General features: G+C 65.4%; 13 protein-coding genes, 1 tRNA gene and 1 pseudogene. 7 read left to right on the forward strand and 8 right to left on the reverse strand.

What is annotated here, in order from left to right; translation table 11 throughout:
- Positions 1 to 55: 55 nt before the first annotated feature.
- A complete protein-coding gene (locus VGN62_RS19320; RefSeq protein ID WP_327456933.1) occupies positions 56 to 940 on the forward strand; it encodes a glycosyltransferase family 2 protein in 885 nt (294 codons plus the stop codon).
- Positions 941 to 994: 54 nt separating this feature from the next.
- On the opposite strand, the gene VGN62_RS19325 is transcribed toward VGN62_RS19320, so the two are convergent.
- The gene (locus VGN62_RS19325) at positions 995 to 1,330 is read right to left on the reverse strand and encodes a CC_3452 family protein (RefSeq protein WP_327456935.1); all 336 of its coding nucleotides are present in this window, start codon (positions 1,328 to 1,330) and stop codon (positions 995 to 997) included.
- Positions 1,331 to 1,455: 125 nt separating this feature from the next.
- Between VGN62_RS19325 and VGN62_RS19330 the strand changes: the two are divergent.
- The 3 genes and pseudogenes from VGN62_RS19330 to VGN62_RS19340 all read left to right on the forward strand — a co-directional run bounded on the left by VGN62_RS19330 (position 1,456) and on the right by VGN62_RS19340 (position 3,967).
- A pseudogene (locus tag VGN62_RS19330) lies at positions 1,456 to 1,976 on the forward strand (winged helix-turn-helix transcriptional regulator).
- A 63-nt stretch (positions 1,977 to 2,039) separates the two neighbouring features.
- Positions 2,040 to 3,164 carry a sensor histidine kinase gene (locus tag VGN62_RS19335; RefSeq protein WP_327456937.1) on the forward strand — a complete coding sequence of 375 codons (1,125 nt, stop codon included), beginning with the start codon at positions 2,040 to 2,042 and terminating at the stop codon, positions 3,162 to 3,164.
- Positions 3,161 to 3,967, forward strand: coding sequence for a LytTR family DNA-binding domain-containing protein (locus tag VGN62_RS19340; protein WP_327456939.1), 807 nt, complete (start codon positions 3,161 to 3,163; stop codon positions 3,965 to 3,967). The genes VGN62_RS19335 and VGN62_RS19340 overlap by 4 nt, the downstream gene beginning before the upstream one ends.
- Positions 3,968 to 4,007: 40 nt before the next feature.
- Here the strand turns inward: VGN62_RS19340 and ribA are convergent, their stop codons facing one another.
- From ribA to VGN62_RS19360, 4 genes are all read right to left on the reverse strand, one after another.
- Positions 4,008 to 5,054: a GTP cyclohydrolase II gene (gene ribA / locus VGN62_RS19345; protein ID WP_327457039.1), complete on the reverse strand. Its 1,047-nt coding sequence runs from the start codon at positions 5,052 to 5,054 to the stop codon at positions 4,008 to 4,010.
- Positions 5,055 to 5,059: 5 nt separating this feature from the next.
- Positions 5,060 to 5,854, reverse strand: a complete 795-nt coding sequence (locus VGN62_RS19350; protein WP_327456941.1) for an exodeoxyribonuclease III — start codon at positions 5,852 to 5,854, stop codon at positions 5,060 to 5,062.
- A 379-nt stretch (positions 5,855 to 6,233) separates the two neighbouring features.
- Positions 6,234 to 6,884: a LolA family protein gene (locus VGN62_RS19355; RefSeq protein WP_414713303.1), complete on the reverse strand. Its 651-nt coding sequence runs from the start codon at positions 6,882 to 6,884 to the stop codon at positions 6,234 to 6,236.
- Positions 6,885 to 6,991: 107 nt separating this feature from the next.
- Positions 6,992 to 9,307, reverse strand: coding sequence for an FtsK/SpoIIIE family DNA translocase (locus tag VGN62_RS19360; RefSeq protein ID WP_327456943.1), 2,316 nt, complete (start codon positions 9,305 to 9,307; stop codon positions 6,992 to 6,994).
- Positions 9,308 to 9,430: 123 nt separating this feature from the next.
- Here VGN62_RS19360 and VGN62_RS19365 point away from each other — a divergent pair, with 123 nt between their 5' ends.
- On the forward strand, positions 9,431 to 10,672 hold the full coding sequence (locus VGN62_RS19365; protein ID WP_327456945.1) for an FAD-dependent monooxygenase: 1,242 nt from the start codon (positions 9,431 to 9,433) through the stop codon (positions 10,670 to 10,672).
- 96 nt (positions 10,673 to 10,768) lie between these two features.
- A complete protein-coding gene (locus tag VGN62_RS19370) occupies positions 10,769 to 11,470 on the forward strand; it encodes a sigma factor (RefSeq protein WP_327456947.1) in 702 nt (233 codons plus the stop codon).
- A gap of 35 nt (positions 11,471 to 11,505) precedes the next feature.
- On the opposite strand, the gene VGN62_RS19375 is transcribed toward VGN62_RS19370, so the two are convergent.
- Positions 11,506 to 12,156, reverse strand: a complete 651-nt coding sequence (locus VGN62_RS19375; RefSeq protein ID WP_327456949.1) for an LON peptidase substrate-binding domain-containing protein — start codon at positions 12,154 to 12,156, stop codon at positions 11,506 to 11,508.
- Positions 12,156 to 13,067: a tetratricopeptide repeat protein gene (locus VGN62_RS19380; protein ID WP_327456951.1), complete on the reverse strand. Its 912-nt coding sequence runs from the start codon at positions 13,065 to 13,067 to the stop codon at positions 12,156 to 12,158. The genes VGN62_RS19375 and VGN62_RS19380 overlap by 1 nt, the downstream gene beginning before the upstream one ends.
- Before the next feature lie 192 nt (positions 13,068 to 13,259).
- Here VGN62_RS19380 and VGN62_RS19385 point away from each other — a divergent pair.
- Positions 13,260 to 13,334: transfer RNA gene (locus tag VGN62_RS19385), tRNA-Gly, on the forward strand.
- A 195-nt stretch (positions 13,335 to 13,529) separates the two neighbouring features.
- Here VGN62_RS19385 and VGN62_RS19390 read toward each other — a convergent pair.
- A complete protein-coding gene (locus VGN62_RS19390; protein ID WP_327457043.1) occupies positions 13,530 to 14,126 on the reverse strand; it encodes a cation transporter in 597 nt (198 codons plus the stop codon).
- Positions 14,127 to 14,221: the final 95 nt, after the last annotated feature.

The following is a 14,221-nucleotide window of genomic DNA, read 5'->3' on the forward strand; positions in this document are numbered from 1 at the left end:
AACTTTGGTAAAGCCCGTTGGAAGCATCGTTCGTCGCGGGTAGGACAATCATCAGATGGGGACTGAAGCTCTTGATTCGACGCCGACACCGCGGGTGTCGATGGTCATGCCCGTGCACAATGGTGCGCGCTGGCTGGCCGATGCGATCGCGTCGGTGCTCGCCCAGGATTTTAGCGATTTCGAGCTGATCCTTGTCGATGACGCGTCGCGCGATGCGTCGCCCGCGATCATGGCCGAAGCCGCGGCAAGCGATCCACGCATTACGCTGCTGCGCCTCGACACGAACGTCGGTTTGCCGGCGGCGCTCAATCATGGTTTCGCCGCAGCGCGCGGCGAAATGCACAGCTGGACGTCGGACGATAATCTGCTCCGGCCGAATATGCTGGCCCGGCTTGTCGCAACGCTCGATGCGCAGCCGGAGGCGGACATCGTCCACGCCGACTTCGCCCTGATCGACGACGCGGGCGTCGAGCTCGGCATTTCGCGCGTCGGGCCGGTCGAACGGTTGCTCTACGGCAATAATATCGGCGCCTGCTTCCTCTATCGCGCGCGCGTGACCGAAGCGCTCGGCGGCTATGACACCGGGCTGTTCGGGGTCGAGGATTATGATTTCTGGCTACGCGCGGCGCAGCGCTTCACCTTCGTTGCGTTGCATGAGGATCTGTATCTCTATCGCAAGCATGGCGGCAGCTTGACCAGCCAGCGGTCCGAACAGATTCAGGCGCTGACAGCCCAGATCGTCGAACGGGCATTGCCCGATACGTTGCCCGCGCGCAGCCGCAGCGAAATCCTTCTCGGGCTGGCGCTGCGCAGCAGCCGCAGCTGGCGCCTCGATCTGGTGCGCCGTGCCTTTCGCGCCGACCCGCAGCCGGTCCTTGCGCGGCTGCCCGCGCTCGCGCGCTGGTCGCTCGTCGTCGCGCGCAACCGCCTCGCGGCCTGATCGCTCCCGATTTCGTGGAAAAGGCGGCCGCGGCGGCCGCCCTTTCCAAAAAACCTATTTCCCGGCGTTGCAGCGCGCGAGTTCGTCGGCATCGAGCGCTTTGCCGCCCGCGGTAAAGCTCGTCACCGGACCCGCCGCCTTGGCGAGCGCCGAGCACATGATGAGGGGGCGGCTCGTCCCCTGGCCGGCGATGCAGCTCGCGCCCTTGCAGGCCCAGACGACATCGCGTGCCACGAAACGGGCATTGGAAGCCGGGCTGACGAGTTCGGCGCGGTAATAGGCGCCGCCTGCGGCGCTGGCCGCAACCGACCAGAAGGCCAGGCCGCCGATCAGCGCGGCGCCGGCCAGCGAACGTGAATTTGGAAGGGGAGAAAGCTTGAATATGGGCATCTGGACCTCCTGTTTTTGCGCGACCGCTAGGTCGCGAAACGCTGCCTAGTGTTTGAGTTGCGAAATGCAACGGAGGCACTATATTTTTTTGGCGCATGGGCGGATTTTACGTTAGGGCTTTGGCTATGGGAAAACTACGCGAACTGTTGAACGACCTCGATGGGGGCAATTGTGCCCTGCCGCTTGCGCTTGAGGCGATGGGCGAGCGATGGTCGTTCATGATCCTGCGTGCGGCGTTCAACGGCGTCCATCATTTCGAGGAGTTCCAGCAGGAGTTGAACATCGCGCGCAACATCCTGTCGAACCGTCTGTCGAAGCTGGTCGACCATGGCATCATGGCGCGCGAGGTGATGGCCGAGGATCGGCGCAAGGTTCGCTACCAGCTCACCGAAAAGGGCATCGAACTGCTTCCCGCGATGATCGCGCTGCGCCAGTGGGGCGAGAAATGGGGGCGGGCGTTCCCTCGACCCCGGTGCTGGTCGACGCGCGCGACGAACAGCCGATCGGCCCGGTGACGCTGACCGCGCACGACGGCCGCGTGATCGGGTACAAGGAACTGTTGTGGAAGCATCGTTCGGAATTGCAGCCGCTGGGACAGGCGCGCGTGCGCAGCGAAAATGCCGCGGCGCCGGTCGCGGCGGAATGACCGGCGACGCGTGCTTCAACCCCCGCGCGCGCGGCCGCTGATCTTCCTATCGCCCGGATCCCCATGCCGCTGTTTCGACTGACTTCGCCCGGCCCCTTTTTCGACAATAAGGTGCGGGCTTTCTGGAACCTGCAGCTGTTGGGCTGGGCCGCCTGGCTTGGCCTGCGCGGGGTGTCGGGACTTGCCAATGGGCAGGCCTTCACCTTCCTGATTCCGCAGATGATCTCCGCGATCACCGGTTTCTCGCTGACGCTGATCCTGTCGGTCTGCTATCGCGCGCTGATCAATCGCCGCCCGCTTTTGATGTGGGGCGTCAGCTTCGGCCTTGCGGGGCTCGCGACCGCGCTCTGGGCCTTCATCGACGCGTGGGTCGCGCAAATCCAGAATCCGGCGAGCGAAGCGGGCTTCACCAGCCTGTTGCTCGGTGCGATGTATATCGACGCGACCTCGCTCGCGGCCTGGTCGGCGCTCTATTTCGCGATCAACTATTTCCTCCAGCTCGAGGAACAGAATGATCGCGTGCTGCGGCTCGAGGCGCAGGCGGCGTCGGCGCAGCTCGCGATGCTGCGCTACCAGCTCAACCCGCACTTCCTGTTCAACACGCTCAACAGCATTTCGACGCTCGTCCTGCTCAAGCAGTCGGAGCCCGCCAATGCGATGCTGTCGCGCCTGTCGGCGTTCCTTCGCTACACGCTCGCGAACGAGCCGACCGCGCAGGTTACGCTGGCGCAGGAGATCGAGACGCTGAAACTCTATCTCGATATCGAGAAAATGCGTTTCGAGGAACGGCTGCGGCCGCATTTTGCGATCGATCCCGCGGTTTCGCGGGCGCGTTTGCCGTCGCTTTTGCTCCAGCCCCTGATCGAAAATGCGATCAAATATGCGGTCACACCGCAGGAGGACGGAGCCGATATCACCATTTCCGCACAGCTGGCCGGTCAAAATGTCCGGATCACCGTGTCTGACACCGGCGCGGGATTGTCAGGTGAGACCACGGACCCCACCACTGGCTTTGCAACGGAATCGACCGGTGTGGGTTTAGCCAATATCAGGGACCGGCTGGCGCAGGCTTTCGGCGACCAGCACCGGTTCGATGTCCATATGGGCGCTGAGGGTGGATTCACGGTGGTAATCGAGTTTCCGTTCCAGCCCGACGGGCAAATGACGATTGGAACCGAGAGAACATGACGATCAGAACCATCCTCGTGGATGATGAAAAATTGGCCACCCAAGGCCTGCAACTGCGGCTTGAACCGCATTCGGATGTCGAAGTCGTCGACACCGCGCAAAATGGCCGCGAAGCCATCAGGAAGATCAAGACCCACAAACCAGACCTCGTGTTCCTCGACATCCAGATGCCGGGGTTCGACGGCTTTTCGGTGATCCAGGGGCTGATGGAGGTCGAGCCGCCGCTCGTCGTCTTCGTCACCGCCTATTCGGACCATGCGATCCGAGCGTTCGAGGCACAGGCGGTCGATTATCTGGTGAAGCCGGTCGAACCCGAACGGCTCGCCGATGCGCTGGACCGCGTGCGCCAGCGCCTCGCCGAAAAGCGCGGCGCCGCCGAAGTCGAGCGCTTGAAGACCGTGCTCGCCGAAGTCGCGCCCGAGGCGGTCGAAGATTATGACGCCGAGGCCGCCCCCGACGCGCACGCCGCCGACCGCTATGAAAAGATGATCAACATCAAGGATCGCGGGCAGATTTTTCGCGTCGACGTCGACAGCATCGAGCGCATCGACGCCGCGGGCGATTATATGTGTATCTACACTGCCGCTAATTCGCTTATCCTGCGCGAGACGATGAAGGACCTCGAAAAGCGCCTCGACCCGCGCAATTTCCAGCGCGTCCATCGCTCGACGATCGTGAACCTGAGCCAGGTCAAGCAGGTCAAACCGCACACCAACGGTGAATGCTTCCTCGTGCTCGGATCGGGCGCGCAGGTGAAGGTGAGCAGAAGCTATCGCGACGTCGTCGCGCGCTTCGTGCATTGATGATCTGAGAAGGCGTCGGCATCGTCCGGCGCCTTTTTCGTTAGAGCTGGTGTCCTGTCCGGTCGCGCTTGGTCGCGAGATACTGCTCGTTATATTTGTTCGTCGGCAGCGCGAGCGGGATGCGCTCGGCAACTTCGACGCCCTCTTTTTCGAGCCGCGCGACTTTCTCCGGGTTATTGGTCATCAGCCGGATGCGCGGGATGTTCAGCAGTTCGAGCATCCGCCCGGCAATCGCGAAGTCGCGCGCTTCGACCGGGAAGCCGAGCCGCAGGTTCGCGTCGACCGTGTCATAGCCCTGGTCCTGCAGCGCGTAGGCGCGCAGCTTGTTGACGAGCCCGATCCCGCGCCCTTCCTGCCGGAGGTAAAGCAGCACGCCCCACGGCGCGTCGGCCATCGCGTGGAGCGCGGCGTGAAGCTGCGGCCCGCAATCGCATTTGAGGCTGCCGAGCACGTCGCCGGTCAGGCATTCGCTGTGCAAGCGCACGACCGGCGGATTGCCGTCGCGTTTGCCGATGATCAGTGCGACATGGTCCGACGCTTCTTCGGGCGAGCGGAAAGCGACGATCTCGGCAGTTTCGCTGGCTTCGACGGGCAGGCGCGCGCGTGCCGCGACTTCGAGCCGCGTCGGGTCGAGCAGTGCGGCGACATCGCCGGTGGTACAGACGGTTTCGGCTTCCCCCGCCGCTTCGCGCACGAAGAAGGCGGGGAGCAGGCCGGCGTGGCGTGCCATCGTCATCGCGGCGGCGGCCGCGGCGTCGCCGCCGGTCGCCACGGTGCGGAACGGGCCTTTGAGCGGATTGGCGAGATCGAGCGCCGGGTCGGCGATCGCGAGCGCGGCGGCTACCGTGCCGGCGGCCTTTGCCAGCCGCACTGGGCCGGGCGTTGCGGCGACGCGCTGGTTGGTGAGTTTGAGCGTGACCGCGCGTTCGCCCGACAGCAGGACGTCGTGACTGGCGAATTCGTCGAGCGCGTCGTCACGCGCGCTTTCGACCGCAAGCAGGTCGAGCGCACCGTCCGCGCCCTCGACGCGGAACGGCCAGCCGCGCCGCAGCGCGTCGACCGCGCGCGCGGCCTGACGGGCGCCGATATCGCTCAAAAATCGAACTCGGTGATGAGCGGAATATGGTCCGACGGCCGTTCCCAGCTCCGCGCGGGCTGGACGATACGATGCGACACCGCTTTGGATGTCAGGTCGGGGGTCACCCACATATGATCGAGCCGGCGGCCGCGGTTCGACGCTTCCCAATCCTTCGCGCGGTAGCTCCACCAGGTATAGAGTCGTTCCGGCGCCGGAATGAAATGGCGGCCGAGGTCGACCCAGTTCGACGCTGCTTGCAACCGCGCAAGCGTTTCGACCTCGATCGGCGTGTGGCTGACCACGTCGAGCAGCGCCTTGTGATTCCAGACATCGCTTTCGAGCGGCGCGACATTGAAATCGCCGGTCAGTACTGTCGGCGTTTCATTCAGCGCGCCCGACCATTCGGTCATGCGGCCGAAGAAATCGAGCTTCTGGCCGAATTTGGGGTTCAATTCGCGATCGGGAATGTCGCCGCCCGCGGGGATATAGACATTGTCGAGCCGCACGCCCGACGGCAGCGTCACGCCGACATGGCGCGCCTCGCCATTCGCCTGCCAGTCATATTTGCGCACGTCGGCGAGCGGCACCTTGCTGACGATCGCGACGCCGTGGTGCATGCGCTGGCCGTGGGTGACGATATGCTCATACCCCAGCCGCCTGAACATCTCGGGCGGGAACAGCGTGCATTCGACCTTGGTCTCTTGCAGACAGAGGATGTCGGGGGCTTCTTCGCGCAGGAATTTTTCGACGATACCGATGCGGGCGCGGACGCTGTTGATGTTCCACGAAGCGATGCTGGTGCGAGTCATGCGGTGGCTCTATCGGCGCGGGGGAAAGCGCGCAACGTTGCGGCCGAATCTTTTGTCGGCCCGGATGCCGGACAAATTAAACCCCCGTCCCAGGGGCGGTGGAACGGGGGTTCAAGGTCAGCGTTCGTCACGCTCTTGAATGAAGGTGCCTGGCAGTCCGGGTGGGGCAACAGGGGGAAACCCAAATCCGGGAGCCGTGTTGGCGCCTTCGAGAGTTGGAATAGCGGGTCTTCCCTGTCGCCAAGCTGAACGAAAAGGAACGGCTTCGCGTCGCTTTTGCAGTTCGTCGATGCAGGACGACGGTTGGTCCGGAAAAACGGCGCCGAATCCTTCGGAGGATTCGGCGCCGTTTGAACGGGTCGTCAAAAGAGCGGGTAGGTCAGCCCGCGCGGCCGCGCTGCTTGGGGCGCGGATCGGTCCATTTGAACGCCGAATCGGCGACCGCGACGTTGAATTTCTGGTTGCTGAGGTCGATGCGCGTGCGGTTGTTTTGCGAATCGAGCGCGACCCAGCCGCGCAGGCGCAGGCCCGCGGGCGCCGATCCGTCGCGCACGAACACCATCGTGATCGTGCCATATTCGGGGCGCTTCGGATCCTTGACCTCGACGCTCAGCACGTCGCCGCTGCCCGTCGGCAGGACCTTGGCATATTTGGTCAGGTCGCGGTCGGGATCGAGCAGCGCACCGAGCGGCGAGTTCTTCACCGGCCAGCGCTGCACCTGCTTGACCTCATAGTCGATCATCGTCAGCGAACTGCCGTCGCCGACGATCAGCAAGGGCACGCCCTTTTGATATTGGAAGCGGATCTTGCCCGGACGCTTCAAGGTCAGCTGGCCGCTTAGCCGCTGGCCGTTGCGGTCGGTCTGCACGAAGTCTGCGGTCATCGAGCTGGTGGATTTGAGGTGCGACTGTACCGCCGACAACGTGCCTGACGATTGCGCGATCGCGGGAACGCCGATGGCAAGGCTGGCCGCCGCGACGGGGGCGAGCGTCCAGGCGGCGAGGCGGGTCATGGGGGTCTTGAAGATCATCTGGCTCTCATTCTGCGATATGTCTGCGGTCCATCGCAGGCGGGCATTGAACCCGCGCTGAACCTTTCGTTAGACGCTGTTCAAGTCGTGAAGCCGGCAAAGGTTGCTCATCTTTGCTGTCCGTACTGGTCGGTGAGCACGTCGCGGCGGCCGACATGGTTGGGCGGGCTGACCAGCCCTTCTTCCTCCATCCGCTCGATCAGGCGCGCGGCGCTGTTATATCCGATGCGCAATTGCCGTTGCAGCCAGCTGGTCGAGGCCTTCTGGCTTTCGACGACGATCTGGCAGGCCTTGGCGTACATGCGGTCCTCGGCGCTGTCGCCGCCCGCGGGCGCGCCCTCCATCGCGAAACCGCCGTCCTCGGGATCCTCGGTGACGCTTTCGATATAGTCGGGGCGGCCCTGTGCCTTCCAGTGGTCGGCGACCGCGCGCACCTCGTCGTCGGATACGAAGGGGCCGTGGATACGCGTGATCTGCTTGCCGCCGGGGACATAAAGCATGTCGCCCTTGCCGAGCAGTTGCTCGGCGCCAGCTTCACCCAAAATGGTGCGGCTGTCGATCTTCGACGTCACGTTGAAGCTGATGCGCGTCGGCAGGTTCGCCTTGATCACGCCGGTGATGACGTCGACCGACGGGCGCTGCGTTGCGAGGATCAGGTGGATGCCCGCGGCACGCGCCTTTTGCGCGAGGCGCTGGATCAGGAATTCGACTTCCTTGCCGGCGGTCATCATCAGGTCGGCGAGTTCGTCGACGACAACGACGATCTGCGGCAGCGGCGCATAGTCGAGCGTCTCTTCCTCATAGACCGGCTGCCCGGTGTCGGGGTCGTAACCCGTCTGGACGCGTCGCCCGAGCGACTTGCCCTTGGCGAGCGCGCCGCGCACCTTGTCGTTGTAGGACGCAAGGTTGCGAACCGACAGCGACGACATCATCCGGTAGCGGTCCTCCATCTGCTCGACCGCCCATTTGAGCGCTCGGATCGCCTTCTTGGGCTCGGTCACCACGGGGGCGAGCAGGTGCGGGATATCGTCATAGACGCTGAGTTCCAGCATCTTGGGGTCGATCATGATCATCTTCACCTGATCGGGACCGAGGCGATAGAGAAGCGAGAGGATCATCGCGTTCAAACCGACCGATTTACCCGAACCCGTCGTACCCGCGATCAACAGGTGCGGCATCGGCGCGAGGTCGGCGATCATCGGATCGCCGCTGATATTCTTGCCGAGGATGATCGGCAGTGCGCCGGTCTGGTCCTGGAACAGCGCGCTGCCGATGATTTCGTGCAGCACCACCGATTCGCGGTTCGCGTTGGGCAGTTCGATGCCGATCACGGTGCGCCCGGGGATCGGCGCGATGCGCGCCGACAGCGCCGACATGTTGCGCGCGATATCGTCGGCGAGGTTCGACACGCGGCTCGCCTTGGTACCGGGTGCGGGCTCGAGTTCGTACATCGTGACGACCGGGCCGGGGCGGACCGCGGTGACGACGCCCTTGACCTGGAAATCCTCGAGCACCGATTCGAGCAGGCGCGCATTGCGCTCGAGTCCCGCCTTGTCGATCTGCCCCGTCGGCCCCGGCGGCGGTGGCGCGAGCAGGTCGATCGAAGGCAGCTGGTAGTTGGTGAACAGCTCGGTCTGCGGTTTGGGTTTGGGTTTCGAGGGCGCGCTGCGTTCTGCGGGATCGGCGATTTCGGGCGGCGCGCGGTCGCTCGGTTCGGCAACGGCGCGCGGGCGGACGATGCGGTCCACCGGCTCGGGCGCGCGGATGTCGTCGCTCGCCACGCGTGCGGGTTCGACGACGCGGCTTTTGCCCTCGGCCGCGGGCAGTTTGAAACGCGACGCCCAGCCCTTTTCGAGCCGCAGTGCGCGCCACGCGAGCCACAGGCCGACCCCGACGAGCAGCAGGATGGTGGCAAAGCGGATCAGCGCCGCGGCGGGCTCGCCCGCCTGCGCGAACAAAGGCGCGATCGCACCGCCGAGCAGCAGCGCGATGATCCCGCCCCAGCCTGCGGGCATCGGTGCGTTGGTCGCGGGCGACCAGAGTTCGGCGCCGAGCCCGACGAGCAATATGCCGATGAAGCTGTACGCAAGCTGGCGCGGCCAATAGGGCTGCGCCTCGCCGGCCCAGAGCCGCCACGCCATGATCCCGAGCAACGGCAGCAGCAGCGCTACGCCGACGCCGCCGATCGACAGGCCCAGGTCGGCGAACCACGCGCCCGCGCTGCCCATCCAGTTCGCCGCGGTGCCATGCGCGGCGGTGTTGAGCGCGGCGTCGGTGCTGTCGTAGGTGAGGAGCGCGAGGGCGAGGAACAGCGTGAACAGCCCGAGCAGCGCCGCCGCCGCGATCACGATCGATCGCGCGATGCTTTGGCGGAAAACCGTGCGCCAATCGGCCTTTACGGGTGCGGCCTTGCGGCTAGCCATGCTCTTTACGGGTCCCTGTCAGTTAACCACGGCGATATGCGCATGGGGGGGACTCGCCGTCAAGCGGGCGGCCGCCGCCACCGCGGCCTTTCCAACCGTCCTGCCGCACGCTAGGGCATCGGCATGAGTGAAACGCTGCGCAGCGATGTCCTGATTTCGGGTGGCGGCCTCGTCGGCCAGGCGCTGGCCCTTGCCCTGGCCCACCACGGCCTCTCGGTCCAGGTCGTCGACCCCGCCGACCCGACGCGCACGATCGCGCCGGGGTTCGACGGCCGCGCCTCGGCGATCGCCAGCGCGACCTGGCAGATGTTCGAGGTGCTGGGGATCGCAGAGCGACTCGCCGGCCATGGCTGCCCGATCCGCGCGATCAAGGTCGGCGACGGCGCGCCCGACAGCGGCCGCGGCGGTGAACTCGACTTCATCACCGCCGACGGCGCGCCGCCGCTCGGGACGATGATCGAGAATCGCCAGCTCCGCCTCGCGCTCGCCGCGGGGCTCGCCGATACGCCGCTCGTTCGCCTGTTCATGCCTGCCGAGGTCGTGGCGCGCGACACCGACGCGCATGGCGTCACGCTGACGCTTGCTGACGGCACGCGGCTCGCCGCGCCGTTACTGGTCGTCGCCGAAGGCCGCCGTTCGCCGACGCGCGACGCGGCGGGGTTCAGCATCGCGAACTGGTCGTACCATCATCATGCGATGATCGGTGCGGTCGCGCACGAAAAGCCGCACGGCAACGTCGCGCACGAAATCTTCTATCCGTCGGGACCGTTCGCGTTGCTGCCGCTCGTCGACGACGAGCAGGGCCGGCACCGCTCGGCGTTCGTCTGGACCGTGTCCGAAACCGACGGCCCCGGCTTTGCCAAGCTGGGCGAGCGTGGCTTCATCGCCGAGTTGCAGAAGCGCGCCGGCGGGGTGCTGGGCGCGATGGAACTCGTCGCGCCGCGCATGACCTATCCGCTCGGCTTCCATCACAGCGCGTCGATCGTCGCCGACCGCCTCGCGCTCGTCGGCGACGCCGCGCACGGTATCCATCCGATCGCCGGGCAGGGGCTCAACCTCGGGCTCCGCGACGTCGCGGCGCTCGCCGAAGTGCTCGTCGAGGGTGCACGGCTTGGCCTCGACCTCGGCGATGCGGCACTGCTCGCGCGCTATCAGCGCTGGCGCGGGCTCGACAATATGATGGTCAGCCTCGCGACCGACGGGCTGACGCGGCTGTTCGGCATTCCCGGACGCACCGCCGCGGCGGTGCGCCGCACCGGGCTTGGCGCGGTGCAGCGGATGCCGATGCTCAAGCGTTTCTTCATGGACGAAGCGCGCGGCGAGGCCGGCGACCTGCCGCGCCTGCTCGCGGGCGCCGAAATCTAGGTATTATTACCTAGGCGCGGGGCAGCCCGGTGCTAAGCATGACCGCCTATCCCTGTCGAGGCGGCAACCATGCCGCGGCAGGATGGGGACAGCAGCATGTCGGCAAAAAGCGATGCGCTCGAAACGGCGGTGACCGATTATATCCAGGCGCGAACCGCGCTCGATGCGACGCCGGGAGCGCGCACCCGGGCGCTGGCCGATCGGGCTTTTGCCCGGCTCGCGGCGCTCGCGGCACCGCGAATCCGCTATTTCACCCGCGCCTATGGCCTCGCCGACGTCGCCGATGACGCCGCGCAAGTGTGCGCGATCGCACTCCACCGCGCCGCCGGACGCTATGATCCGGCGCGGGCGCGCTTCACTACCTATGTAAACTGGCAGTTGCGCGCCGAATTACAGGCGCTTCGTCACCGTCTTCACGGCGACCAGCGCTGCGCCGGGCGGCGGCACGTCACCGCAACGCTGTCGCTCGACGCGCTCTGCGACGATGGCGCGGATGACTGGCTGGTCGACCCCGCCGCCGAAGCCGCGGCCGAACAGGGCGCGGCAGACAGTCTCGCGGCGCTTGTCGCCGATCGCCTCGTCGGCGACTGGGCGGTGCGCCGGCGCGCCGGGCTGTCCCGCGGAACGGGCGGGGACAGCAAGCGGATCATGGTTCGCGTCGCCGCCGAAAAGGAGCTTGTCCGTCATCAGCTGATCGTGACCGAGGCCGCCGACCGGCTGCGCGAAAGCGATCGCCATATCGTTCGCCGCGCGCTCGCCGACATGATCCGCCACACCGCAGGGCGGAAGGCGCACTAACGCTATTCGAAGCAGCGGTGCCGTTCCGCCAAATATTATTGCAGCGTGGCGCGGCCGTCGTCGCCGTCGAAGCGGCCGAAGAATTGCATCAGCTGGACGACGAGCTCGGCGCGTGCGTCGATCGGCGTCGCTTCGAGCAGCGCCTGCTTCGCCGCGGCGTCGAACGGCGCGACCTGCGCGATGCCGTTGACCAGCGTCGCATCGTCGAGCTGTCCGACCGAGTCCCAGTCGACGACATAGCCCTGCCGCGCCGCGAAGCGCTTGGCCTCGCGTTCGAGGCTCGCGCGCTCGATGCTCGCGAGCACGGCGTCGTCTTCGGCTTCGAGTTCGATCTCGGCTTCGACCTGCCGGAACGGCGTCGTGACGTCGAGTTCGCGGCGGACGCGAAAGCGTGCGACGCCTTCGAGCACCAGATTGAAGCGGCCCTCGTCGAGCGCCTCGACGTCGACGATGCGGCCGACGCAGCCGATGTCATAGAGCGCGGGCGGTTCGCGATCCTCTTCGCCGGGAATCTGGCGCGGCTGGATCATCCCGATCTGCCGGTCGCGCGCCAGCACCTCCTGCACCATCGCGGAATAGCGCGGCTCGAAGATGTGCAGCGGCAGGTGCAGCCCGGGGAACAACACCGCACCGGTCAGCGGAAAGATCGCGATCCGCTGGATTGTCAAAGGCGCGGTCTCGCCCATCACCCGAACAGGATCAGCGACAGGCGGCGGCGCTGCGCCGCAACCCAACTATCTTCAAGCCCGACGGCTTCGAACAGCGACAGCAATTTGGCGCGCGCGGCGCCGTCCTGCCACTCGCGATCGGCGGCAACGATGTGAAGGAGATTGTCGGCGGCGGCGTCGCGCTGTCCCGCGCCGATTTGCGCGGCAGCGAGGTCGTAGCGCGCCTGATGGTTGTCCGGGTTCGCCGCGACCGCGGCTTCGAACGCGGCAAGCTCGCCCGCGTCGGGGGCATCGGCGGCAAGCGCGAGCGCGCTTTTCGCCTGCGCGATCGCGGGATCGTCGGCGATGTCGGCGGGCACAGCGTCGAGCGCGGCCTGCGCGCCTTCGATGTCATCGGCGAGAAGGAATGCGCGAATCAGACCGCCGTGCGCGGGGGCATTGTCGGGTGCCATGTCGAGGATCTGCGCAAAGATGCTCGCGGCGCGCGCGCCGTCGCCTTCGGCCAGCACGCCTTCGCCCATTTCGATCAGCGGCGCGATCTCGACCGCACGGGCGGTCGCCTCGCTTTCGATTGGCAACTGCGCGAGCAGCTGGTCCAGAATCGCCTTCAACTGGCTTTCGGTGCGCGCGTTGGTCAGGTTGGCGACCGGCTGGCCCTGGAAGATCGCATAGACGGTCGGGATCGACTGGACCTGGAACTGGCCGGCGAGGAAGCGATTCGCATCGACGTCGACCTTGACCAGCACGACGCCCTTGTCGGCATAATCGGCGGCGACCTTTTCGAGCACGGGGCCGAGCTGTTTGCACGGGCCGCACCATTCGGCCCAGAAATCGAGGATGACGAGGCTGGTCATCGATGGTTCGACGACGTCGCGGCGGAAGGCTTCGACGGCTTCCTTTTCGGAGGGGTTCAGACCGAGGGTGGCCACGAAAATATGCTCCTGTTCCTGATTTCCGGTAGCGCCCGCCGAAGCGGACGAGACTCTTGCGCCGCTTATGTGGGATTTGCGCGCGATATGCCAACCCTTCGCAGAAAAACGCAATCAGGGGTTGCCGAGTCAAAAAGCCGGTGCTAATCGCCCGCCTCACCCGCTGGAACCGACCGGTTTCCAGCCGCCAGAGCGGGCGTAGCTCAGGGGTAGAGCACAACCTTGCCAAGGTTGGGGTCGAGGGTTCGAATCCCTTCGCCCGCTCCAGTTTTCCTAACAATTTCAGATACCTACGTCGAGTGGCGGCGTAATATGCGTCGTTACGCGGGCTCGATTTTAGCTTCGCGTAATAAGGACGTAATATGATGGGAGCGAGCTGTCGGGTGCCTCTAGGGCAGGATCGGCGACGTTGTTCGCAGAGGTCCGAACATTCTTCCGCCGATCCGACACGCCCCACATCCTCTAGCCACTCTGCTGCTTGGCCTCTTGCCGAGCGTCGCGAAGAATTTCGATCCCGCCCTTGATCGCGATCAGCGCAGTCGCGAATCCAACCAGAAGATCAGGCCAGTTCGTCCCGAGCCACCAGACGAGCACGCCGGCGATCAGGATGCCGCCGTTCGAGATGAAGTCATTGAAGCTGAAGGTTGTCGCGGCTCTGAGATTCACGTCCGGATCCTGAATGCGCTGCAAGAGCTTCAGGCACGCATAGTTCACCACAGCAGCGACCGCCGACATGATCATCATGGTCGGGCCGATTGGTTCGCTTCCTTCAAAATAGCGGCGTCCGACATCGAACAAAACGCCGACGGCGAAAACCAGCAGCATGACGCCCGATGCCGTGGCAGCACGGGTTTTCCATTTCAGGCCGTGGCTGAGCGCAACGAGGCTCAAGGCATAGACCGCGGCGTCGGACAGATTGTCGAGTCCGTTTGCTATGAGCGCGCTCGAATCCCCGAGCGCGCCGGTTACAAGGAAGGCGATCGCGATCGCCGCGTTCAGGACGAGAACGATCTGGAGCGTTCGCTTTTCGCGTTCGCTCCCGGATGCTTTTTCATTCATTGCAAGCTCCTCAATCCTCACCATCGCTAAAAGGAGGCGGAACCCGCTTGGGTTCCGCCCCAGTCAGCACTCCCGGATGCCGCCGACAGGGGGGA

Origin of the sequence: Sphingopyxis sp., from assembly GCF_035998905.1 — a bacterium.
In the GTDB taxonomy this organism is placed as follows: Bacteria; Pseudomonadota; Alphaproteobacteria; order Sphingomonadales; family Sphingomonadaceae; genus Sphingopyxis.